17 protein-coding genes are annotated in these 20710 nt (G+C 64.7%); 7 read left to right on the top strand and 10 right to left on the bottom strand.

The window, feature by feature from the left end:
• Positions 1-415 precede the first annotated feature (415 nt).
• The gene (locus tag AC0L2D_RS22205; protein WP_473542413.1) at positions 416-1354 is read left to right on the top strand and encodes a diacylglycerol/lipid kinase family protein; all 939 of its coding nucleotides are present in this window, start codon (positions 416-418) and stop codon (positions 1352-1354) included.
• Between the two features lie 79 nt (positions 1355-1433).
• Here the strand turns inward: AC0L2D_RS22205 and AC0L2D_RS22200 are convergent, their stop codons facing one another.
• The 3 genes from AC0L2D_RS22200 to AC0L2D_RS22190 are packed head-to-tail and all read right to left on the bottom strand — an operon-like array spanning position 1434 to position 5295.
• Positions 1434-2474, bottom strand: coding sequence for an NAD(P)-dependent oxidoreductase (locus AC0L2D_RS22200; protein ID WP_473542411.1), 1041 nt, complete (start codon positions 2472-2474; stop codon positions 1434-1436).
• Positions 2471-3682 carry a mandelate racemase/muconate lactonizing enzyme family protein gene (locus AC0L2D_RS22195; protein ID WP_013530046.1) on the bottom strand — a complete coding sequence of 404 codons (1212 nt, stop codon included), beginning with the start codon at positions 3680-3682 and terminating at the stop codon, positions 2471-2473. Before AC0L2D_RS22195 ends, AC0L2D_RS22200 begins: the two co-directional genes overlap by 4 nt.
• Positions 3679-5295, bottom strand: coding sequence for a GMC family oxidoreductase (locus AC0L2D_RS22190; RefSeq protein WP_473542409.1), 1617 nt, complete (start codon positions 5293-5295; stop codon positions 3679-3681). Before AC0L2D_RS22190 ends, AC0L2D_RS22195 begins: the two co-directional genes overlap by 4 nt.
• A gap of 238 nt (positions 5296-5533) precedes the next feature.
• Here AC0L2D_RS22190 and AC0L2D_RS22185 point away from each other — a divergent pair, with 238 nt between their 5' ends.
• Together AC0L2D_RS22185 and AC0L2D_RS22180 are read left to right on the top strand one after the other, a co-directional pair.
• Complete coding sequence (locus AC0L2D_RS22185) at positions 5534-6475, top strand: phosphoribosylaminoimidazolesuccinocarboxamide synthase (RefSeq protein ID WP_013530048.1); 942 nt, start codon at positions 5534-5536, stop codon at positions 6473-6475.
• Positions 6476-6842: 367 nt separating this feature from the next.
• Positions 6843-7238 (top strand): acyl-CoA thioesterase, encoded by a 396-nt coding sequence (locus AC0L2D_RS22180; protein ID WP_013530049.1) that lies wholly within the window; start codon positions 6843-6845, stop codon positions 7236-7238.
• A gap of 14 nt (positions 7239-7252) precedes the next feature.
• Here the strand turns inward: AC0L2D_RS22180 and AC0L2D_RS22175 are convergent, their stop codons facing one another.
• The 3 genes from AC0L2D_RS22175 to AC0L2D_RS22165 form a co-directional block, all read right to left on the bottom strand.
• Complete coding sequence (locus AC0L2D_RS22175) at positions 7253-11035, bottom strand: autotransporter domain-containing protein (protein ID WP_473542407.1); 3783 nt, start codon at positions 11033-11035, stop codon at positions 7253-7255.
• Positions 11036-11151: 116 nt separating this feature from the next.
• Entirely contained in the window at positions 11152-13047 is a 1896-nt protein-coding gene (locus AC0L2D_RS22170; protein ID WP_473542405.1) for a sensor histidine kinase, read from the bottom strand.
• The gene (locus AC0L2D_RS22165; RefSeq protein WP_473542403.1) at positions 12957-13694 is read right to left on the bottom strand and encodes a response regulator; all 738 of its coding nucleotides are present in this window, start codon (positions 13692-13694) and stop codon (positions 12957-12959) included. The genes AC0L2D_RS22170 and AC0L2D_RS22165 overlap by 91 nt, the downstream gene beginning before the upstream one ends.
• 221 nt (positions 13695-13915) lie before the next feature.
• Between AC0L2D_RS22165 and AC0L2D_RS22160 the strand changes: the two genes are divergently transcribed.
• A complete protein-coding gene (locus tag AC0L2D_RS22160) occupies positions 13916-14119 on the top strand; it encodes a hypothetical protein (RefSeq protein ID WP_081714341.1) in 204 nt (67 codons plus the stop codon).
• A 151-nt stretch (positions 14120-14270) separates the two neighbouring features.
• Here the strand turns inward: AC0L2D_RS22160 and AC0L2D_RS22155 are convergent, their stop codons facing one another.
• Positions 14271-14639 (bottom strand): winged helix-turn-helix transcriptional regulator, encoded by a 369-nt coding sequence (locus AC0L2D_RS22155; protein WP_024504168.1) that lies wholly within the window; start codon positions 14637-14639, stop codon positions 14271-14273.
• Positions 14640-14728: 89 nt separating this feature from the next.
• Here AC0L2D_RS22155 and AC0L2D_RS22150 point away from each other — a divergent pair, with 89 nt between their 5' ends.
• Positions 14729-15334 (top strand): NADPH-dependent FMN reductase, encoded by a 606-nt coding sequence (locus AC0L2D_RS22150; RefSeq protein WP_013530052.1) that lies wholly within the window; start codon positions 14729-14731, stop codon positions 15332-15334.
• A gap of 60 nt (positions 15335-15394) precedes the next feature.
• On the opposite strand, the gene AC0L2D_RS22145 is transcribed toward AC0L2D_RS22150, so the two are convergent.
• The gene (locus AC0L2D_RS22145) at positions 15395-16117 is read right to left on the bottom strand and encodes an MBL fold metallo-hydrolase (protein ID WP_244506977.1); all 723 of its coding nucleotides are present in this window, start codon (positions 16115-16117) and stop codon (positions 15395-15397) included.
• A gap of 366 nt (positions 16118-16483) precedes the next feature.
• Here AC0L2D_RS22145 and AC0L2D_RS22140 point away from each other — a divergent pair, with 366 nt between their 5' ends.
• A complete protein-coding gene (locus AC0L2D_RS22140) occupies positions 16484-17410 on the top strand; it encodes a DMT family transporter (protein ID WP_013530053.1) in 927 nt (308 codons plus the stop codon).
• A 10-nt stretch (positions 17411-17420) separates the two neighbouring features.
• Here AC0L2D_RS22140 and AC0L2D_RS22135 read toward each other — a convergent pair whose 3' ends face one another.
• Positions 17421-18329 carry an alpha/beta fold hydrolase gene (locus AC0L2D_RS22135; protein ID WP_063172914.1) on the bottom strand — a complete coding sequence of 303 codons (909 nt, stop codon included), beginning with the start codon at positions 18327-18329 and terminating at the stop codon, positions 17421-17423.
• 117 nt (positions 18330-18446) lie between these two features.
• Here AC0L2D_RS22135 and AC0L2D_RS22130 point away from each other — a divergent pair, with 117 nt between their 5' ends.
• Entirely contained in the window at positions 18447-19043 is a 597-nt protein-coding gene (locus tag AC0L2D_RS22130; RefSeq protein WP_473542400.1) for a CGNR zinc finger domain-containing protein, read from the top strand.
• Positions 19044-19087: 44 nt separating this feature from the next.
• Here AC0L2D_RS22130 and AC0L2D_RS22125 read toward each other — a convergent pair whose 3' ends face one another.
• Positions 19088-20596, bottom strand: coding sequence for a winged helix-turn-helix domain-containing tetratricopeptide repeat protein (locus AC0L2D_RS22125; protein WP_013530056.1), 1509 nt, complete (start codon positions 20594-20596; stop codon positions 19088-19090).
• Between the last annotated feature and the right edge of the window lie 114 nt (positions 20597-20710).

Genomic DNA, 20710 nt, shown 5'->3' with positions numbered 1-20710 from the left:
TTTGCCGTCCTTCATGGCAGCATCGGTCCGCCGTAGGCGTTGGCACGCTTTCCGCGGCCCCGTAGGTCTCGGCTCCGTCCCTCGAAACAGGCAAGCCTGCTCTCGCTTCGGGCCGTACGGGCCTCAGGAAATCCGCCTTTCACTTCGCCTTTCGGCTTGATGATCGGTAGCCGCCTGAGATGGGTTTAACGTACGCCGGGTAAGGGTCCTGGGGAATGGCCGCTGCCCTGTGGATAGCGGGATTACCGGGGATCGTTAGCCACAAACCGGGGAATTCGAGCGCCGGCTGCTTTAGACAGCCCGCCCGCTTTTTTGCGTACGAGCCGACAGCGCCCCTTGCTCCGCCGGTGGTCGCGGGCTTCAATGCCGGCAAAGGATCGGACCTGCATGTCCGGCGCCGGGGAGGGCGGGTGTTTTGAAAGTCGGAGTGGTTCTCAACCCGATTGCCGGTGGCGGCCGGCTGAAACGGCATTGGCCTGATGTTGCCGTGTCGCTGAAAAAGCATTTCGGCGAATTCGAGCTGCGCGAAACGCAGGCCGAAGGCGATGCCGAAAGGCTGGCAATCGATCTCGCAATGATTGGCTTCGATCTGGTGATTGCGGCCGGCGGTGACGGCACCGCCAGCGAAGTGGCCGACGGGCTTCTGCAGGCGGCCCAGGAGAGCGGCCGGATCACTGAACTTGGCCTGTTGCCGTGCGGCACCGGCATCGATTTCGCGCGCGGGCTCGGCCTGCCGAAAGAGGTGGATGCCGTGCTGAAGCGGTTGGCCGAAGCCAAGGGCCGCAAGGTCGATGCCGGGCGCATCGGCTACATCGACGATCACGGCGCGCTGGCCAGCCGGCACTTCATCAACATCGCCAGTCTGGGACTTTCCGGCGCCACCGACCGCGCCGTCAATGCCGACAAGCGCAAGGGCAGGATGTCGGCCAAGGCACTGTTCCTGTGGCGCACCGTGGTGGAGTTCATCCGCTACCATTTTCAGGACGTCAGGATCACGGTCGACGACGGCGCACCCGTCGAAGCGCGCATGGCGCTGGTGGCGGTCGCCAATGGAAAGTTCTTCGGCGGCGGCATGATGATCGCGCCGGATGCCGAAATCACCGACGGGCAGTTCGACATCGTCATCCTGCGCGCCGCCGGCAAGCTGAAGCTGATCTGGGACATCCGGCTGCTCTATGGCGGCCGGCACCGCAACCATCCGGCGATCACCATCCTGCGCGGCAGGAAAGTGGTGGTCGAGCCGCTCGGCGATGCGTCAGAGAATGGCGCCCTGGTCGATATAGACGGCGAGTCGCCGGGACGCATACCCGCGACCTTCGAGATCCTGCCGGGTGCATTGACGCTCAGATACTGAATCAAGCCGTTGACAGATTGATTCAGATGAATCCGCCCATCAATCCAACATCCTGAAATCGCTTGATAACTGGCTGATGTCAGAGTTCCAGCTTGGCCGGAAAACCGGGCGCGCGCAGGTCGGTATCGACGGCATCCTCGAGCAATTTGACGATCTGGGTGGACCAGGCGCTGCCGCCATATTCCTGTTTGCCCATCTGGAAAATCTCACTCACAAGCGGCGCCAGTTGGAGCGGCAGTCTGAATTCCCTGCCCATCGCCAGCGCGAAGCCGAGGTCCTTCAGCGCCAGGTCCATGGTGAAGCCGATGTCGTAGGAGCCGTTGAGGATGAGCTGGCTTTCGGTCTCGTGGACGAAGCTGTTGCCGGAGGAGGCTGAGATGGCATGGTAGGACTGGGCGAGGTCGAGCCCGCCCTGTTTCGCCAGCATCAGCGCCTCGCCGGCGGCGACGAGATGGATGAAGGCGAGCATGTTGGTGATCACCTTGATCACCGCCGCCGAGCCGACCGGACCCATCAGGAACGACTTTGCGCACATCGCCTCGATGGCCGGCCGATGACGTTCGTAGAGCGCTGGATCGCCGCCGACCAGCGCGGTGATCTTGCCAGCCGCCGCCAGATGCACGCCACCGGTGACCGGGCATTCCAGCGTCTCGACGCCCCTGGCCGAGGCGAGGGCCGCAAGGCGAAGAATCTCGTCGCGGCCGTTGGTGGACATCTCGATCCAGGTACCGCCCTTGGGAAGGCCCTCCAGCAATCCGCCGGGTCCGGCCAGCACCGCTTCGCTGACCTTGGGCGAAGGCAGGCACGTGATGGCATTGCCGGCCCGGGCGGCGGCCTCGGCCGGGCTGCTCGCGGTAGTGGCGCCGCGCGCCCCCCCCCGCGCCGCGGGGGGCCGGGCGCCCGGGCCCGCCGGGTCCGCCCACCCCGGGGGGGGGACGGGGGGGGGGGGGGGGGGGCCGGGGGGGGGGGGGGGGGGGGGGGGCCCCCCCCCCCCCCCCGGGCCCGCCCCCGCGGCCGGATCGCGGTCGAAGACGGTGACGGCAAAGCCGTTGCGGATCAGGCTGGCGGCAAGGTTGCCGCCGAGATGGCCAAGCCCGATGAAGGCGTAGCTTTCGCTCACGGCATCAGCGGCGTCTGCATCATCTGCAGATGCAGGTCCTTGCCCGTATAGGGATGCGCGTCGCAGACCGCTTCGTTCAACTCGACGCCGAGGCCGGGCTCCTTCGAGGGGATGACATTGCCGTCCTGCCACTCGATCTTCTTCTTCAAGAGCGTGGCGTGGAAACCGTCCCACTGCTTCAGCGATTCCAGGATGAGGAAATTGGGCAGCGTCACCGCCAGTTGGATGTTGGCCGCACCGACGATCGGCCCGCAATAGCAGTGAGGGGCGATCTGGATGTGGTAGGCCTCGGCCATCGCCGCGATCTTCTTGGTTTCGAGAATGCCGCCGGAGCGGCCGAGGTCCGGCTGCAGGATGGTCGCGGCGCGGTTCTCGATGACGCGGGCGAACTCGAACTTGGTGGTCAGCCGTTCGCCGGTGGCGATCGGGATCGAGGTCGCGCGGGCCACTTGCGCCATGACCTCAGGCATGTCAGGCGGCACCGGCTCCTCGAACCACAAGGGATCATAGGGTTCGATGGCGCGCGCCATGCGCAGCGCGCCGGACGCTGTGAACTGGCCGTGCGTGCCAAACAGGATGTCGGCGCGGGTGCCGACCGCCTCGCGGATCGCCTTGATCATGCGGGTGGACAGGTCGATATCGACAAGACGCGGCTGGTGGCCGTCGAAGGCGGTGTAGGGGCCGGCCGGGTCCAGTTTGACGGCGTTGAACCCCTGTTCGACATATTCGAGCGCGCAGGCGGCGGCGAGATCGGGGTCGTTGTAGACGTTCTTGCCGTGCGCATCCTCGGAGTGGACGCTGCCGGTGTGCGGATAAAGATAGGTGTAGGAACGCAGCGTTTCGTGCACCTGGCCGCCGAGCAGTTTGTAGACCGGCTTGTCGGCCTCCTTGCCGATGATGTCCCAGCAGGCCATTTCCAGCGCCGAGAAGCAGCCCATGCCTGACACGTCGGGCCGCTGGGTGAAGCCGGACGAATAGGCGCGGCGGAAGAAGTTCTCGATGTCGTGCGGATCGCGGCCGACGAGATAGCGCTCGGCCATGTCCTCGACCATCCGGGCGGTAACATGGGCGGAGAAGGTGGCGTTGTAGGCTTCGCCATAGCCGACGACGCCGCCATCGGTGGTCAACTTGACGAAGATGAAATACTTGCCGCCGATGCCGGGCGGCGGATTGTCGACAACCCAGGTCTTGACGTCGGTGATCTTCATTTTTGGTCCTCCAGAACCAGTTCGGCGCCCTTCCAACCGGTCATGATCGAGGCGGCGTTGGTGTTGCCGGTGATGTTGTCGGGGAAGATCGAGGCGTCGATGACGCGCAGGCCGTCGATGCCGTGCACCTTGAGACGCGGGTCGACGACGGCGCGCGCCGGATCGGGCCCCATGCGGCAGGTCGAGACCGGATGATAGACGGTGCCCGAGCGCTTCCTGAAATCCTGAATCAGGTCTGCATCGGAAGTGATTGACGGGCCTGGCAAAACCTCTTCCTCGATGATCTCGGCCATGGCAGGCATCGAGGCGATCTTGCGGACGAATTTCACCGCCGCCAGCATCTCCTCGACATCGGCATTGGTGGAGTAGGCATTGGCCGTTATCCTGGGGTACTCGCGCGGATTGGCCGAGCGGATCATGATCTCGCCACGGCTCGACGGGCGGCAGTTGGACAGGCCGATGGAAAAGCCCGGCCATGGGTCGGGCGTCAGGATGGGACGCTCGCCGCTCTTGGGAATGACGGTCGAGAATGCCTGGAAATAGAGCTGCATGTTGGGCCGCGTCGCCGCCGGGTCGGTGCGGAAGAAGCCACCGGCATTGTTCATCGACAGCGACAGCGGGCCCGAACGGGTCAGGATATATTGCATGCCGACCAGCAGCTTGCCCCACCAGGGACGCAGCGTCTGGTTGAGCGTCGGCAGCTTGCCCTTGAAGGTGTAGTTGATGCCGACATGATCCTGCAGATGCGCGCCGACATTCTCGTTGGCGTGGACCATCCGGATGCCCAGGCCTTTCAGCAGCGCGGAAGGCCCGACGCCGGACAGCTGCAGCAATTGCGGCGAGTTGACCGAGCCGCCCGACAGGATGACTTCGCGACCGGCACGCGCCGTCTTCGTCTCGCCGTTCTGCTGGTATTCGACGCCCACGGCGCGCTTGCCCTCGAACAGCACCCTGGTCGCCAGCGCCTTCATCTCGACGCGGACGTTGGCGCGCTTCATCGCCGGGCGCAGGAAAGCGCGCGCCGCCGACATGCGGCGGCCGTTGCGGGTCGAGATCTGATAGACGCCGACGCCTTCCTGGGCAGCGCCGTTGAAATCCGGGTTGAAGGGCAAGCCGGCCTGCTGGCCGGCGGCGAGATAGCGTTTGGTCAGCGGGTGGACGGCGCCCGAACAGTCTGTGACATGCAGCGGGCCGCCGACGCCGCGCCATTGGTCTGCGCCGGCCTGGTTGTCCTCGAGCGCCTTGAAGGCGGGCAGCAGATCGTCATAGCCCCAGCCGGGATTGCCGGCGGCGGCCCAGGCATCGAAATCCTCGCGCGCGCCCCTGATCCAGACCATGGCGTTGATCGAGCTCGAACCGCCGAGCAGCTTGCCGCGCGGCCAGTGGTCGGCATTGCCGGCGAGCCCCGGGTCCGGCTCGGCCTTGTAGTTCCAGTTGACGTCGGGATCGAAGAAGGTCTTGCCGTAGCCGAGCGGCATCTGCACGTAGAAGCGGCGGTCGCTGCCGCCGGCCTCCAGCACCAGCACCGAGAAGCGCCCCGAGGCCGACAGTTTTTCAGCCAGGACCGAGCCGGCCGAGCCGGAGCCGACGATGATGAAATCATAGGTCTGCATGATGGAAATGGGAGGCTCCGAAAAATTGGCTGCAGCCTAGACGCGACGGCATTCCGAAGTCGCCGCGCCATCCGGCATCAGTTGTGAAAAAAGCGACCGTCGAACCGATCAGGTTTGCGGGGATTCCCGACAATCGCGCTTGATATCTATCGTCCCGACAGCCTATGCGGTGGCACTATCTTGGCGCATAACTTTTCGGAATTATGCTCTGGCCACTCTGCGGAAGGCAGGAAATCATATGCGGACCCTCCCTGACGCGTTCATTCCCGAACTGCCGGGCCACTACAGCGGCAAGGTCCGCGAAAACTACGATCTGGCGGATGGCCGGCGCATCATCATCGCCACCGACCGGCTCAGTGCCTTCGACATCATCCTGACCTCGATCCCCTACAAGGGCGAGATACTGACCCAGACGGCGCGCTACTGGTTCGAGGAAACCGCCGATATCTGTCCGAACCATGTTCTCGAATACCCCGACCCGAACGTCGTCGTCGGCACGAGGCTCGACATCCTGCCGGTCGAGATCGTCGTGCGCGGCTATCTGGCGGGAACCACCAGCACCTCGATCCTGACGCGCTACAAGCGCGGCGACCGCGACATGTACGGTATCCGCCTGCCGGACGGCCTGCGCGACAATGAAAGACTGGCCGAGCCGATCATCACGCCGACCAGCAAGGCCGCGCATGGCGGCCATGACGAGCCGCTGTCGAAAGCCGAGATCCTCGAACAGGGTCTTCTCACGCAGGCGCAGTGGGACATCGTGTCCGGCTACGCTTTGCGGCTGTTCGCCCGCGGCCAGCAGCGCGCCACCGAGCGCGGCCTGATCCTGGCCGACACGAAGTACGAATTCGGCACCGACAGGAACGGGACCATCATTCTTGCCGATGAAATCCATACCCCGGACAGCAGCCGGTACTGGATCGCATCGAGCTACGAACAGGCGCTCGCCGACGGCTGCCGGCCGGAGAGTTTTGACAAGGATTTCGTCCGGTCGTGGGTCTCGGCGCGCTGCAACCCCTACAGCGACCCGGTACCTGAGATACCGGCCGAGATCGTCGAACAGGCCTCGCGGGTTTACGCGCAGGCTTATGAGGCGATCACCGGCAAGGAATTCTCGCCGGACCTTTCCGGGGACAGCGTGCTCGATCGTATTCGCACGAACCTCAGGCGCTATTTCTGATCGACCTTCGCCGGTGATGCGAACTGCCGTCCCATGGCCATGCCCAGGGTCTACGAACTCGGGTTAACCGGTCCTCGGAAACCTTCGCCGGTGTGTTGGCTGACGGAGCAAACGAAAAACCCGCCTGTGCGGCAGGTCACTGGCGCAAATCAGCACCATAGGCAAAAATGTACCATAGCTGAGGGCACCCAGTCAAGAAAAAATTCCTATCGTGAAAAAGCTGCCCGGCAAAAAGGCTGCCGACACCGCGCGCCGGCTGTCGCAGGTCTTTTGCCAGTCGGAGCCTGTGGCCATGCCGTGGCTCGTTGACCTTCTGGCGCCGTGACGATACGGGATCGAGGGCAGCCAGTCTCGAAGGATTTCTCGCATGGTGCACTACGCTGAAGGACGGCCGCTTGGCGATCTGACGCTGCGCACCCTGGCCATGCCTTCGGACGCCAATGCGGCGGGCGACATCTTCGGCGGCTGGGTGATGGCGCAGATGGATCTGGCCTGCGGCATCCGCGCCGCCGAGCGCGCCAAGGGCCGCGTGGTGACGGCGGCGGTCAAGGAAATGTCCTTCGCCAAGCCGATGAAGATCGGCGACACGCTGTGCATCTACACGCATGTCGAGCGCGTCGGCCGCACCTCGATGACGCTCAAGGTGGAAGCCTGGGCGCAGCGCTACCTCTCCGACCTGATGGAGAAGGTCACCCATGCCGATTTCGTCATGGTGGCGCTGGACGGCGAGGGCAAGCCGAAAGCGGTTCCCGCCGAAGGCTGAGGCAAGCCGAAAAATCAGAACCGCACTTCCATCGTGGCGCGGACGCCCTGGTCGGCCGCCTTCTTCCCGAACTGACCGGAGTAGCTGATCCCCAGCGTGGTGCTGTCGGCGATCCGGAAATCGAGCCCGGCCCCGACGATGGCTGTATCCCTAGCGATCGGCACGCCGGCAATGGTGAAGAGGTCGCCACCGGCGAAGGCCATGTCTGCGGTCGGCGTGGTGTCGCCGAAGGCATGACGCCAGCCGAGCGTACCCTGCGCGGTTGCTTGCATTCCGCCGAGGTCGAAGCCGACCGAGGCCCGCAAGCCGAGCGTGGTGAAGGTGGTCTCGGTGGTCGAGGCAGCGGATGTGAGTGCGGCGGCGCCCCCCTTTTCCGTGAAGCTGTCGGTGTGGAGGTTGACATAGGCGAGACTGGCGAAGGGCTCGAAGGCAGCCATGCGCGTCTCGAGGCGATAGCCGGCCTCACCGAAGACCTGCGCGGTGCCGGCATCGTATTTCGCCGTCAGCGCATCGACGAAGCCTGGAACGACGACGTTGCGGCTGGTGTCGATCCGGTTCCAGCTGTAGGCGACGCCGCCGCGCAGGCCGAGGCCGTCCCACTGTCTACCGCCATAAAGGCTGATGTGATAGGTGTCGCTGGAGCCGGAAGAGGCATGATCGTCGACGTCGAAACTGGCGTGGCTGTAGCCGGTCAGCAGGCCGACCCGCCAGGCTTCGCCGATCACGGTGTCGGCGCCGGCGAGGAAGCCGCCGGTGGAGCGGTCGAGGCCGGCGGCATTGCCGTCGCCGCTCGCCGTGCCCCAGGAGCCGAAAGCCTGCCCCCACACGACGAAACGGCTGGTGTCAGCCTCGACCAGCTCCGGGCCGCCCTCGCCATAAGCCATCACTGGCATGGCGGGAGCGGCGACGTCGCCCATGGCCGCCCGGACGCGGGCGGTTGCGGCATCGGCGACGAAGCGGCTGTCCTCGATCAGCATCCCCTTGGCTGAGGCATGAACCTCGCCCGACGCGGCATCCAGCGCCAGGCGCGCTGCGTCCTTGTCGGTCATGAGCAGCATGGCCCATGCAAGCGCATTGCCTTCGCCCAGCCGATCGAGGGCTCCGGCGGTCGCGAACTGGTTGCGGGTGGTGGCGACGTTGGCGACCGCGACGTCGTTGCGCGCCAAGGCGAGGGTGATGTCGTTGCCGTCGCCGCCCTTGTAGTTGATGAGATGGTCGAGGAAGAGAAGGTCGTTGAGGTTGCCGACGGAGGCGAAGGTGCCGGCGACATCGGCAGCGCCATTGTTCTGGATGATCGTGTACGGCCCGTTGCGCAGGTTCCAGCTCTCGGCTGTCGCCGGCGTCAGGACCAGGTTGAGCGTGGCGCCTGATATGTCGACCGTGCCGCCGACGATCAGCCTGTCGGCGCCGGATGGGGTCGCCTCGACCTCCAGGACGCCATGATTGACATAGTTGCCGCCGACCGCCTGGACGCCGATGGAATTGCCGACGCCGTGCGTGCCGAGGATGGTGACATTGCCGCCCATGGTGCCGATGCCGCCAAGGCGCGCGCCGGAATCCACCGTGACATCGCCGGCGAGGCTCGCTGTGCCATGGCTGGCGTCGCCCACCACCAGCGTTCCCATGTCGACGGTAGTCAGGCCCGCATAGCTGTTCTGTCCGTTGAGCGTCAGCTTGCCCGCGCCGGTCTTGGTCAGAGAGCCGTTTCCGGAAATGGTGCCGCCGATGACGTCGTCATGACCGAGCGCGCCGAGCGAAAGCTGCGGCGCCAGCTGTGAATCGTCGATTAGTATGGCCCCGTCGCCAGACAGCGAACCGACATCGAGCACGGAGTCCTGGTTGCGGAAGCGAACCAGCACGCTGCCGCCGGCGCCGTTGAGGATGGTTGCATCAGCCGCCTGCGATGCCTGCTGGAAATCGAGCGTGCCGCCGGCCTCGTTGACCAGCGTCGCCGTTCCGCCGTCCGAATGTCCGTAGAAAATGGTCGAGCCGCCATTCCGGTTGGTTATCGTGGCGTCCCCGGCGGAGGAAGATACATTGCTTGAGTAATCGTCGTCGAAGGTCGTCCTGCTGAAATAATACGGTATGCCCAGGCCGTCATTGACGATGGTAGCATTGGCGGCGCTTGCTCCTGTGAAGGTGACCGAGCCGCCGCCCTGGTTGATGATGCTGGCCGTGCCGGCATCGGTTCCGGTGCTGAAATTGAGCCCGCCAGTGCCGTCCTTCGCCAGAATGATGGTGGCCGCGCCGGCGGTCGCATTGCGCAGGAAGTTGAGGTCGCCCAACCCGACGGTGATCGAGAGATCCTCGGCACTGACCGGATTGGCGGCGTCGTTGCCCGAGAAATAGAGCTTGGCCCATCCCCCGCTTCCGTTGGAGTTTATGGCGACCAGTCCGTCGCCGAGCGCGCCTGTCGCCGTCACGACAAGGCCGCCGCCGCGCACCGCCGTGCCGCCCGAATAGCTGTTGGCGCTGTTCAGCGTCAGCATGCCGGCGCTGGTCTTGGCGAGTTGCCCGTCACCCGAAACGACGCCGTCGAGGATGAGGTTCTTGCCGGCGCCGACATCGAACGTGCCGCCGCTTGCGCCGAGGATTATCTGGCGCTCCAGCGTGAAGTTGAGCGGATTGCCGGTCACCTGCAGCGCGCCGCCGTTCAAGGTCAGGGCGCCCGAGACATCGCCCAGCGACCAGTCGCCGCCGATCCTCAATGTGCCCTGGTCGACGGTCCACGACGTCACCGCGCTGGTGCTGCCGGTCAAGGTCCATGTGCCGTTGCCGGTCTTTTCGTAGATGCCGAAACCCTGGTATTGCTGTCCGACGCCTGAGACGTCGAAGCTGCTGTCGACGTTCCCGCCGAGCCTCAACGTGTCGGCCGCGCTGAAGGCCTCCACAGTGCCGCTGATCGCCGAGCCGGCCCGCAGCTCCAGCGTATTGACGCCGCCGCTGAACCGGATCGCATCAGCCTGGGGGCCGTTGCCGTCGATCGAGAATCCACCGGCGATGGTGCCGCTGTTGGTCACGGTGAGGCCAGCCCCGGCAATGCCGACCCCTCCGGATCCGGCAAGGTAGCGTTGATCGGAATAGCCGCTGGCGCCACCTGTGCCGCCCTGCACGGTGCCGCTGTTGTCGATCGTGCCGCCACCCGACATGACGATGCCGCTGCCACCACCACCGCCGGTGCCACGCGAATAGCCGCCACCGCCGCCACCACCACCCGCAATGGTGCCTCTGTTGATCAAGGCAATATGGGCTCCAGAGAACATGGCGCCGCTGCCGCCGTCGCCTCCGCCGCCGCTATCGGCAACACCGGCACCGCCGCCGCCGCCGCCGCCGCCAACGATACGACCGCCGCTGGTGGCGAGAGAAGCATCGTCTACGGATGAGGCGACGCCATTGCCGCCATTGCCGCCGACACCTCCGTTGCTGCCGCCGCCACCGCCACCGCCGCCCGTGATGAAGCCGCCATCGTTGATCAGGGTGGCAGCGGAACTGCCGACGCCACCGTCGGCACCGTCGACGCGGACGGTTCCGCCGGAACCGCCGGAACCGGCCACACTGCCATTGCTGCCGCTGCTGCCGCCGTCGCCCAAAACTCCCCCGGTGCCGCCGGTTCCGGCTGCGCCTGCGCCGCTCCCGCTACCACCCTGGCCGCCGCCCCGGCCCGCGGAGTTGGTCGCGCCATGTCCGCCAGCACCGTCGGCCATCGCGGGGCTCCAGGCCAGGGGGGCCAGGAGGCAGGTCGCGAGAGCGGTCGAGCGCAGCAGGCTTCGCTTCGAGACGATGGCAATTCCTGTCAAGGCCAAGCTCCCCAGATCAGCACCGACGCAGTCGTGCATGTCCCCGGGCATAGCACCCGAGACCAAGGGCGGGTATCGTTGAAACTAGCTATGCCCGCCGCGCCGGGATCGGCCGGTCAGGCCGCGGGCACATGCAAGGCCAGCACGGTTTCGCCGCGCCGCGACCGCGTGTCGAGCGTACCGCCCAGCCGTCCGGCCCGTGCCCGCATCGAGCGCAGGCCGGTGCCCGGGACGGGCGCTTGCGAGGCGGCATCGAAGCCGACGCCATTGTCGTTTATGGCCAGGCTCAGCGTCTCGCCGCGCCGGTGCAGGTCGATGACGACGCGGCTTGCCTGGCTGTGCTTGAGCACGTTGGTCAGGCCTTCCTGCAGGATGCGGACGAGATCGAGGCTTCGCGCGGGCGACAGGTGGCAGTCCTCCAGCCCGGTCAGGTTCCACACGCAATCGATGTCGCGGCTTTCGCATGCCAGCGTGTGGCGGCGGCGCAGCGGCGCGATCCACTCGGCCAGCGACTGGCCGCCCGTCTGGTCGTCGGCGGCGGTGTCGATGATGACCCGCAACTCGTCGCGCAGTTCCTTGAGGACGGACAGGAAGCGATCGGCCGGCAGGTTCTGCGGCGCATGCTCCAGCATGGCGATCGAATTGACCAGGGTGCCGCCCATGCCATCGTGCAGATTGTGGGAAAGGGAGACGCGCTCGGCCAGCCTGGTGTTGGCCAGGGTGACCTCATGCTGCTGATGCAGCGTGAGGGCGAGTTCTTCCCTGGCGGTTTCGATCTTGGCCGTGAGCTCATCGTTGAACCCCTCGATGCGGCGCATGTTGGCGACGAAGTTCCAGGCCAGCACCAGCGCCATGCCGACCATCTGAAAGTGGGATGTCAGCGTGACGTAGTAGACATTGCCAAGAAGGATGCCGAGATAGGTCATCAGGTCATGCAGGATGGCCACGATGGTGAGCGCGTTGACGATGTGAAGGACGATGTGGTCCAGCCGATTGCTGCGCCAGGTCAGGCCGATAGACAGGAAACAGGCGCCGATGTAAAGCAGCGACCAGAACAAGGCCAGCAGGTTGAGCATCGGGCCGAGTTGGGAATGCGGCGTGGCAAACAGGGCCGCGGCGCCGATCGCCAGCGCGGCCCACAGCACGGCTTCCCCCCTGGGAAAGCGGCGCTCGGCAAAGCGGATGACAAACAGCACGAAGGCGGCGGCCATGACCATGAAGGAGAGCATGATAAAACGCTGCCAGGTGTCGGTCGCCCCGAACGGCCAGGGGCTCGTCACCACGAAATTGAGCGAATAGCAAAACCACGCAATCGTCATCAGGGCGAACCAGCCATAGGCCTTCAAGCTTCGGCGCAGCAGCCAGACGACGAAGAAAAAGGTGCCAAGCGCCGCGGTGACGCCGAGATAGAAGACCGGCAGTTCGCGGCGAATCCAGAATTGCTGGACAAAATGGGCACGCGTCGCCGAAGGCGGGCCGATCAGGACCGGACCAAGGCCTGGCTGGTATGGCGCCAGGCCCGAGACCCTGATCAGCAGCGTGTTGGTGCCGGCATGCAGGACCGGGTCCGCGAGCTGCCAGTAGCGGGGCACGTTCCATGAGCGCGTCAACGGCTCGACGAGGGATTCGTCGCGGCCGAGTTCCGCGCCGTTGACGGAGATCGATCCGGCCAGTGTCCAGTAGTTCAGCGCCAGGCCTAGCGGTTCGGCCGCGTCGGGCCTGTCGAAGGTGAGGCGATACCAGACCACGCCGTCGAAACCGGGCCAGCGCGCCGTCCAGTCGTCGGGCAAGGTCACGCTGGTCCAGCCGGTGGCCGGCGGCGCGGCGGCGTCCCAGCCGGATCGCACGGCCTCGATCGTCTTGAACGGCACGGCCCCGCCGGCGGCAAAGGCGATGCCGCCCGGCACGAGGAGCAGGAATATCAGGGCAAGAAGCCTTGCGACCGTGCCTCGAAGATCGCTTCCGTCCGGGATTTCACCGACAGCTTCTTGTAGATGTTGCGAATGTGGCATTCGACCGTGAACCTGGAGAGGGAAAGGACTCCCGAAATCTCTCGATTGGTGAGCCCCTTGGCAACGAGGTTCAGGATCTCGACCTCGCGCGGCGTCAAGAGAGGCGGGGCCGCGGCGGGCTTGCCGCGCCCCGGCCTGTCGGTGGAAGAACGGGCACGCCCGGACGGCGCCGGCGCCGACACCAGTTCCAGGATGCGCCGGGCGATGAAGGGATCGATCGGCGCGCCGCCGCGAATGGTGCTGCGAATCGAAAGCGAAAGCTCGACGTCGTCGCGCTCCTTCAAGAGATAGCCGGTCGCCCCGGCGCGCAGGGCTTCGAGGATGGTGTTTTCGTTGCTCCAGGCCGAGATGACGAGGATCGGCAGCGCCGCGTCGTGCTCGTGCAGGGAGCCGATGAGGTCGATGCCGTTGCCGTCGGGCAGGCCGACATCGACCAGCGTCATGGCAAAGGGCTGGTCGACGAGCAGGGTCCTGGCCTGCGCGATCGACCCGGCGAAAAACAGCTCCTCCTGAGCATAGCCAAGGCCCTTCAGTATCGAGCGCAACCGCACCTGCATCATCGGCTCGTCCTCGACGACAAGCAGCGGGCTCGGCAGCAGTGCTTCCGATGGGGGCAGGTCGATGGCGGAATATTCCTTGTACGACATGAGCCTCGACGCGAATGGCGGCTTTCACCTGTAGCGGCCGGGCGGAAAATACCCAGCCGATCGTACCCAGTCTGCCATGGATCGGTTGCCGCCGACATAGCTGGGATCAGGTAGAGCGAGCCGGGCATGGCCGTTTGTAACTGGAGCCGTGTAGCGGACCGGTTTCGCGACATCCAACGGTTGCCTCCATGCCCGATCCTGCTGCAATCGGAGGAGAGACAATGCGTCAACATCTGCTGAACGGTTGGCTCGTGGCGGCCCTGGTCGCGACGACCTGCCTGCTCGGCGTGACCGCTTACGCGGAGGTGAAGGAAGACATCTCGCGCGTCGCCTGCACGCGTGGAGGACAGGCTCCTGGCGAGCGGGGCGCACGGTGTGATACCTGTGCCGCCGCGCGATGCGATGTGCGCGCATCAGGAGCCTGAGCGGCAGCCGTCAGGGGACCGCATGAGCGGCAATCCGCCAGCCAAACCGGCGCGTGCATTCGGTTCAACGATCCGCGCAGCCGAGATAGAATTTCCGATCAGACAAGCCGGATGTTGCGTGCGGGGCTGAATCCCTTGCCGCGCAAGGGTTTCAGACGCGGGCGCCGTCGAATTTTTCGCGCGCCGCCTTGACGCGCATGGTGTTGGCGCGCGCCCATTCGCTCAGTGCGCTGACGGGGATCAGCAGCTCGTGGCCGAGCTCGGTCAGCTCATAATCGACGCGCGGCGGAATGGTTGGAAACACGGTGCGGGTGACGAAGCCGTCACGCTCCAGCCCGCGCAAGGTGGTGGTCAGCATCTTCTGCGAGATGCCGCCGACGGCTGCGCGCAATTCGTTGAAACGCAGCGGTCCGTCGCCCAGCTTGCCGACGACCAGAACGGTCCATTTGTCGCCGACGCGCTGCAGGATTTCCGAGATGGCGCGGCAGTCTTCAGAGCGGTGTGGGTGCCTCGGTAACAAAAAAGTGCCTTCTTGTGCATCGCGTTTGCAGTATCTCATATAGCGCAGGTATCCAAATGATACCAGTACTTCGTGCAAGGAGAGCCCTTATGTCCAAACCCAAAATTGCCATCGTCGTCGGATCGACGCGCGCCGCTCGTTTCGCCGATGTGCCAACCCAGTGGATCGCCAAGATCGCCAAGTCGCATGCCGACATCGATGTCGAGATCGTCGACCTTCGCGACTTCCCGCTGCCGTTCTTCGACGAGGTCGCATCCTCCGCATGGGCGCCGTCGCAGAACGAAGTGGCACAGCGCTGGCAGAAGAAGGTCGCCGAATTCGACGGCTTCATCTTCACCGCCGCCGAATACAATCATGGCCCGACCGCCGTGCTGAAGAATGCCATCGACTACGCCGCCAACGAATGGAACAAGAAGCCGGCCGGCTTCGTCGGCTATGGCAGCGTCGGTGGCGCTCGCGCCGTCGAACAGCTCCGCCTTCATGCCGTCGAATTGCAGATGGCGCCGGTCAAGTCGGCCGTCCATATCGCCTGGGGCGATTTCCTCGCCGTCCGCCAGGGCGAGAAGAAGCTGGAAGACCTCGAGCATCTGAACCAGGCCGCCACGGCGCTGGTCAACGACGTTGCCTGGTGGGCCAAGGTGCTCAAGGCAGCGCGTCAGGCCGATGCCGTCGCCGAGGAAGTCAAGGCGGCCTGACCGCCGGTTCGAATTATCCTCCCAAGGATCCGGGGCGGCGCTTGCGCCGCCCTTTTTCAATTATAACGGCTCAAACCGAAAGCTGGCGCCGGATCGGACGACGCGGCCGACACCGGGCGAATCCAGATGCGCGCCGGCAACGAAACAATGATCGTCGGCAGCAAGCGCCAGCAACCGCAACCGGCTTTCGCGCGCCTGGTCCTGATCGGCATCGAATTCCCACGTCACCTCAGGTCGATCGAACTGAAGCGATGGGACGTGAACGGTGTCGCCCCAAATCAGAATGCGTTCGCCACCGCTCGAAACACGAAAGCAGCTGTGTCCCGCTTCATGGCCATGGGCTTCGACAATGTCGACATGTGTCCCGATACGGTCTCCGGCTTCGAAGGGTTCCGCCATGCCGTGAAATCGTTCGAGCCGCGCTTCGGCGCGAAAAAAGCCGAGTTCTTCCCCGGGAACGAGCAAACGCGCCAGGCGCGGGAAAGCGTCGCGGCCGTCGGCAAGCACAAGACCATGGATGTGGTCGAGATGGGTGTGGGTGAAACAGACGGCACGGACTCGTCCGGCATCGATGCCAGCTTCGTCCAGCGCCTCGGGAAGTCGGCCCATGGTGGGATGCCAGGCGTTCGAGGCACCGGTATCGATCAGGATGATTCCGTATCCATCGTCAATCGCGAAGGCATTGACGGACAGTCTGAGTTGACCACCAACCAATGCGACTTGTTGCGGCAATTCATCGCCAAATGGCTTGTCGCCGGGTTGCCGAAGCCGTCCGATCGGCATGTCGACATAGCCATCGCGCAAGGAGGTGATGCGCAAGTCACCAAGATCGTAGGTCTGATAAAGGTCGCCCGAAGCCATGCGGTGCATTTTTTCCGATCCGTTCTGCAGACAACCGGCAACATGCGACGGGCCAGCTGCGTCGGCAACCCGCCCCGTCAATTCGATCTGTGCCATGGGTGCGTGCGTCGCCTGCCGTGGCCGGATGATGCAGTCGGCGAGGCGGTCCGTTTCGTTCAACTCGCCGGCATGGTGCTGATACCCTGATGTCACGATAGCCTCGGCCCAATCGGGGTTGGACTGCTACATCGACCGGGCTGCCATCTGGTCGCGCCCTTTGCCCTGATATATCCGGCTGCGATCCGTCACATGAGTGAAGCCGTGAAGACATCCAGCCTGACCGGCGCCGTTTCCCCGATGATCCCGGTGCTCGTATGCGCGCTTGCGATCTTCCTGCTGTCCGGGATGGATGCGGCGATGAAGATCCTGGTCATCGCGGTCGGGGTCTACAACACCTTGCTGTGGCGCAGCATGGTCGCGGCCGTGGTCGCGGGCGCAGCCTGGTTGGCGGGACCACGCTTAAAGCCGACCATTCCGGTGCTGAGGCTGCATGCGCTGCGTGCCGCAATTGTCGGCGTCGTGCTGATATCCTTCTTCTGGGGCTTGGCCAGGCTGCCGCTCGCGGAGGCGATCGGGCTCAGCTTCGTGGCGCCCTTGTTTGCGCTGTTTCTCGCCGCGCTGCTGCTGGGCGAACGGATCCGACGCCAGGCTGTCTGGGCATCGTTGGCCGGCATCGCCGGCGTCGCCATCATCATGGCCGGCCAGTTCGGGCAGGCAGACTATTCGCAGGACGCCATGCTCGGCACGGCAGCGGTGCTCGTATCGACCGTGTTCTACGGATACAATCTGATCCTCGCCCGGCAACAGGCGCAGTTGGCCAAGCCGATCGAGATCATGCTGTTCCAGAACCTTTGCGTTGCCATCCTGCTCGGCCTCGCGGCACCCTGGCTCGCCGTCGCCCTGCCGAGCGATCTTTGGCTTCCTTTGGCCGGGGTGACGGTGCTGTCGCTCGCCGGGCAATTCCTGATGAGCTGGTCCTACGCCCGCGCCGAAGCGCAATATCTGATCCCGACGGAATACTCGGCCTTCATCTGGGCGGTTGCGCTTGGCTGGTTCTTCTTCGGCGAGGAGGCGACCTGGACCACGCTGACGGGAGCGTGCCTGATCGTCGCCGGGTGCCTGATCGCCGCGCGGGCCAATCCCAGGCTTGCCGAGCCCATCGAAGTGGCGGTTTGAACGTCGACGTTCAACGCCCCGCAGGATCGCGAAATACCCCAGTCTCCACCTCGTGCATGAAGTGAGCGATGAGAGCCGCGCATTGGCGATGATGCGTTTCGAGAAGCATGTGCCCGCTCTCAAAGACATGGATTTCGACGGCGTCGAGATCGCGGCTGTAGGCCATGATCTCGTCCAGCGCGAAGAAGGCGTCGTGGCGCCCCCACAGCACCAGGCATGCTGGCTGTTGGTCGCGGAGATAGGCCTGGATGGCCGGGAAGCGCGCGATGTGCGAGCCATAATCGGTGAAGAGTTCGAACTGAATGTCGGTGTTGCCGGGCCTCGCCAGGCGCTCCGTATCGAGATACCAACCCTCGGGCGGAAACAACACTTTCAGACGCTCGGGGAGACCGCCGATATATTGGTTTCGAGTCCCCTCGAAATTCATCCAGTCCGGCAGTTTGGCGCGGTTTTCTTCAGTCGGTTCGGCGAAGAACGCCTTCGGCGCGTCCCATTCCGGTCCCAGCCCCTCGTCATGAGCGTTGCTGTCCTGGGCGATCAGGCCGAGGATGCGATCCGGCCGCCGTGTGGCGAGATGATAGCCGACGGGCGTGCCGAAGTCAGTGATGTGGAGGAAGAATCGCTGGAGGCCGAGGGCCTCGATGAAGGCTTCGATCGTGCTGGCCAGGTTGTCGAACGTGTAGTCATAGGCATCGATGGAAGGGGCGGACGAAAAGCCGAAACCGGGCAGATCCGGCGCCACCACATAGGCTGTCTCCGCCAGCGGTTCGATGACATTGCGATAGACGTGCGACGAAGTCGGATATCCGTGCAGCAGCAGGATTGCCGGTCTGCCGGGATCGCCGGCATGACGGTAGAAGATGTCGAGGCCGTCGACATTGATGGTTTCGTGGCGGGTCTTGTAACGATTGCTGCACATCCTCTCCCTCCCAGGGTTCCGCGCCAATCTGGCGACGCGATGGCTTTGACACCACGTATCCGTATGATAGTGGTTACATCATGTAACCGTATAATCCGGTTAATGAGGTTATGTTCCATGGGCGATGAATACACCGAATGGGTACCGGATCACTTCATAGGCGGGCATCCCGCTTTGGACCTGTCGAACGCCGTGTTCGACCGGCGGGCGCCGGCAACAGACAATGAACTCTTCAAGTCCGTCCGGGATGTTGCGAACTGGTTCAGCGCCTCAGGGCTTGCCGACGATCGTCAGGCGCAGGCCGTTGCCGAGATAGCGGATGGGCGGTTCGTGGAAGGGGTCCGCGAAATGCGGGAGGCGTCATTTCAGGTTTTCGATCCAATCGCCGCGGGCAAACCGGCTGCGGTCGAACCGCTCGGCGTGTTGTTCTCGCGCACGGCAAGCTCGCTTGCCGCCGGGTCTATCGAGCTGGATGGCACCAGGCCGGAGCTTGCCCTTGGCCGGTGGCGCGATCCGGACGCCGTCACCGCGTTGCTGGCCATGCTGTCCATCCAAGCGTTCTTCACCCTGCCGCGCGACAGGCTGCATTCCTGCCCTCGCTGTGGCTGGCTTTTCCTCGATACGTCGCGAGGCGGCAAGCGGCGCTGGTGCAGCATGCGCACCTGCGGCAACCGCGAGAAGGTGTCGCGCCACCGAGATCATGCCGACGTCTAGACCCACCACGTCGCCTTTGCTGCGGGCGGCCGGATGCCGGCGCGTCACTCCGGAAGACCGGCCTTGCGAAAACCATCGACGAAATGCTCGAGCGTAGCGGCGTCGCGGAATGGCTCGGTCGTCGCCCAGTGATGGGTTGTGAAATGCGGGTTGCCGACGAGGAACAGTTCAGCCTCTGCGCGCGCCTCGTCGAGCCGGCCGAGTTGGGCCATGCTTGCCGCCAGGAAACGGCGTGAGCTTGTGCGATAGGTCTCGTCACGGCGCAACGTCTCGATAGCGGCTTGGTAGTCGCGCGCCGCATATTGCGCCTGGCCGAGCGTCAGATAGTACCAGCTCGCCGGAAACGGGTTCAGCCGGAACGCCTTGCCGATGTGCTCGAGGCCCTCTTCGACCCGTCCGGCCAGGACCGCGATGTCGGACAATGCCGCCCAGGTGTCGGCCTCGTTCGGGTCGAGCTCGATCGCTTTGGCGAATTCCGCATCCGCTTCAGTGAAGCTGCGCTCATAAGCAAGCAGATAAGCCAGGATCCAGCGACAACCGGCGTCGTTGGGATCGATCGCCACGGCCTTGCGCGCCAGCTCCAGGGCAACGCTGCGGGCAGCCTCGGTTGGTCCGCCCCAATGCACCTGTCCCATCCAGTGGTTCATGGCAAGCCAACGATAGGGCTCGGCATAATCAGGATCGAGCGACACCGCGCGCGTCAGCATCAGATGCGCTTCCTGCGCCATCTGCGGCGAGTCGTCGATCAGCTTTCGCGCCCGCACGCAGAGGTCGTAGGCCTCCAGATTTCGCGGCCGATTGCGCGGCGGCGGCGCGCGCAGCCGGCCAAGCAGCGCTTCCACGATCTTGGCTGTCACCTCGTCTTGAACGGCAAAGATATCCTCCAGGCCGCGATCGAAGCGTTCCGCCCACAGATGATCGCCACTCATGGCGTCGACCAGCTGTGCGTTGATGCGCACGCGCCCCGCGGCGCGTCTTGCACTGCCTTCCAACAGGTAGCGCACGCCAAGATCCCCGGCGATCTCGCGCACGTCCATCGCTTTTCCCTTGTAGGCAAAGGTCGAGTTGCGGGCGATGACGAACAGGCCGGAGATTCTGGACAGGTCGGTGATCAGGTCTTCCGTCAACCCATCCACGAAGGGATCCTGCTCGGGATCGTTGCTGAAATTGACGAAGGGCAGCACGGCTATCGACGGTTTGTCGGGCAGCGGCAAGGGTTTTCGCCTGGCCTCGCCCAGCTGTTCGACGGCCCCCGTGAAACGGTAGCCGACGCGCGGAACGGTGGATATCCATTCGCCGTTGTCGCCGACGGGGCCAAGCAGCTTGCGCAGCTGCGCGATCTGGACGGTGAGATTGCCTTCCTCGACGGCCGTGCCCGGCCACGCGGCGTCCATCAGTTCGGCTTTTCCGAGGATTTCGCCGGGCCGCCCGACGAGTGCCGCAAGCAGGCTCAGCCCGCGATAGCCGACGGCAACGGGGACATCGTTCCGAAGCAGCGTTCCCGCACGCGGATCAAGCACGAACGGACCAAAGGCAAAACGCGATCCCTGCATAGGCGCATCTATAGGGCCGCTCTAGCTCGTTTGGAAGTTTTGGGAACTATTTGGGAGGGCTTAATTACGGCGCCGTCCGTATCGCGCAGAATTCAACCCCATCGAGAGCCCAGG

The organism is Mesorhizobium sp. WSM4833, from assembly GCF_055811095.1.
Note: the sequence above shows the minus strand (reverse complement) of the source record. Positions and strands in the feature narration are given on the sequence as shown.

Excerpts from the sequence above, each read along its gene's own strand:
- AC0L2D_RS22125 (WP_013530056.1), bottom strand. The coding sequence starts at position 20,596 with ATGCAGGGATCGCGTTTTGCCTTTGGTCCGTTCGTGCTTGATCCGCGT.
- AC0L2D_RS22160 (WP_081714341.1), top strand. The coding sequence starts at position 13,916 with ATGCGTCAACATCTGCTGAACGGTTGGCTCGTGGCGGCCCTGGTCGCG.
- AC0L2D_RS22145 (WP_244506977.1), bottom strand. The coding sequence starts at position 16,117 with ATGCCGATCGGACGGCTTCGGCAACCCGGCGACAAGCCATTTGGCGAT.
- AC0L2D_RS22150 (WP_013530052.1), top strand. The coding sequence starts at position 14,729 with ATGTCCAAACCCAAAATTGCCATCGTCGTCGGATCGACGCGCGCCGCT.
- AC0L2D_RS22165 (WP_473542403.1), bottom strand. The coding sequence starts at position 13,694 with ATGTCGTACAAGGAATATTCCGCCATCGACCTGCCCCCATCGGAAGCA.
- AC0L2D_RS22190 (WP_473542409.1), bottom strand. The coding sequence starts at position 5,295 with ATGCAGACCTATGATTTCATCATCGTCGGCTCCGGCTCGGCCGGCTCG.
- AC0L2D_RS22180 (WP_013530049.1), top strand. The coding sequence starts at position 6,843 with ATGGTGCACTACGCTGAAGGACGGCCGCTTGGCGATCTGACGCTGCGC.
- AC0L2D_RS22140 (WP_013530053.1), top strand. The coding sequence starts at position 16,484 with ATGAGTGAAGCCGTGAAGACATCCAGCCTGACCGGCGCCGTTTCCCCG.
- AC0L2D_RS22130 (WP_473542400.1), top strand. The coding sequence starts at position 18,447 with ATGGGCGATGAATACACCGAATGGGTACCGGATCACTTCATAGGCGGG.
- AC0L2D_RS22135 (WP_063172914.1), bottom strand. The coding sequence starts at position 18,329 with ATGTGCAGCAATCGTTACAAGACCCGCCACGAAACCATCAATGTCGAC.
- AC0L2D_RS22195 (WP_013530046.1), bottom strand. The coding sequence starts at position 3,682 with ATGAAGATCACCGACGTCAAGACCTGGGTTGTCGACAATCCGCCGCCC.
- AC0L2D_RS22170 (WP_473542405.1), bottom strand. The coding sequence starts at position 13,047 with ATGCCACATTCGCAACATCTACAAGAAGCTGTCGGTGAAATCCCGGAC.
- AC0L2D_RS22185 (WP_013530048.1), top strand. The coding sequence starts at position 5,534 with ATGCGGACCCTCCCTGACGCGTTCATTCCCGAACTGCCGGGCCACTAC.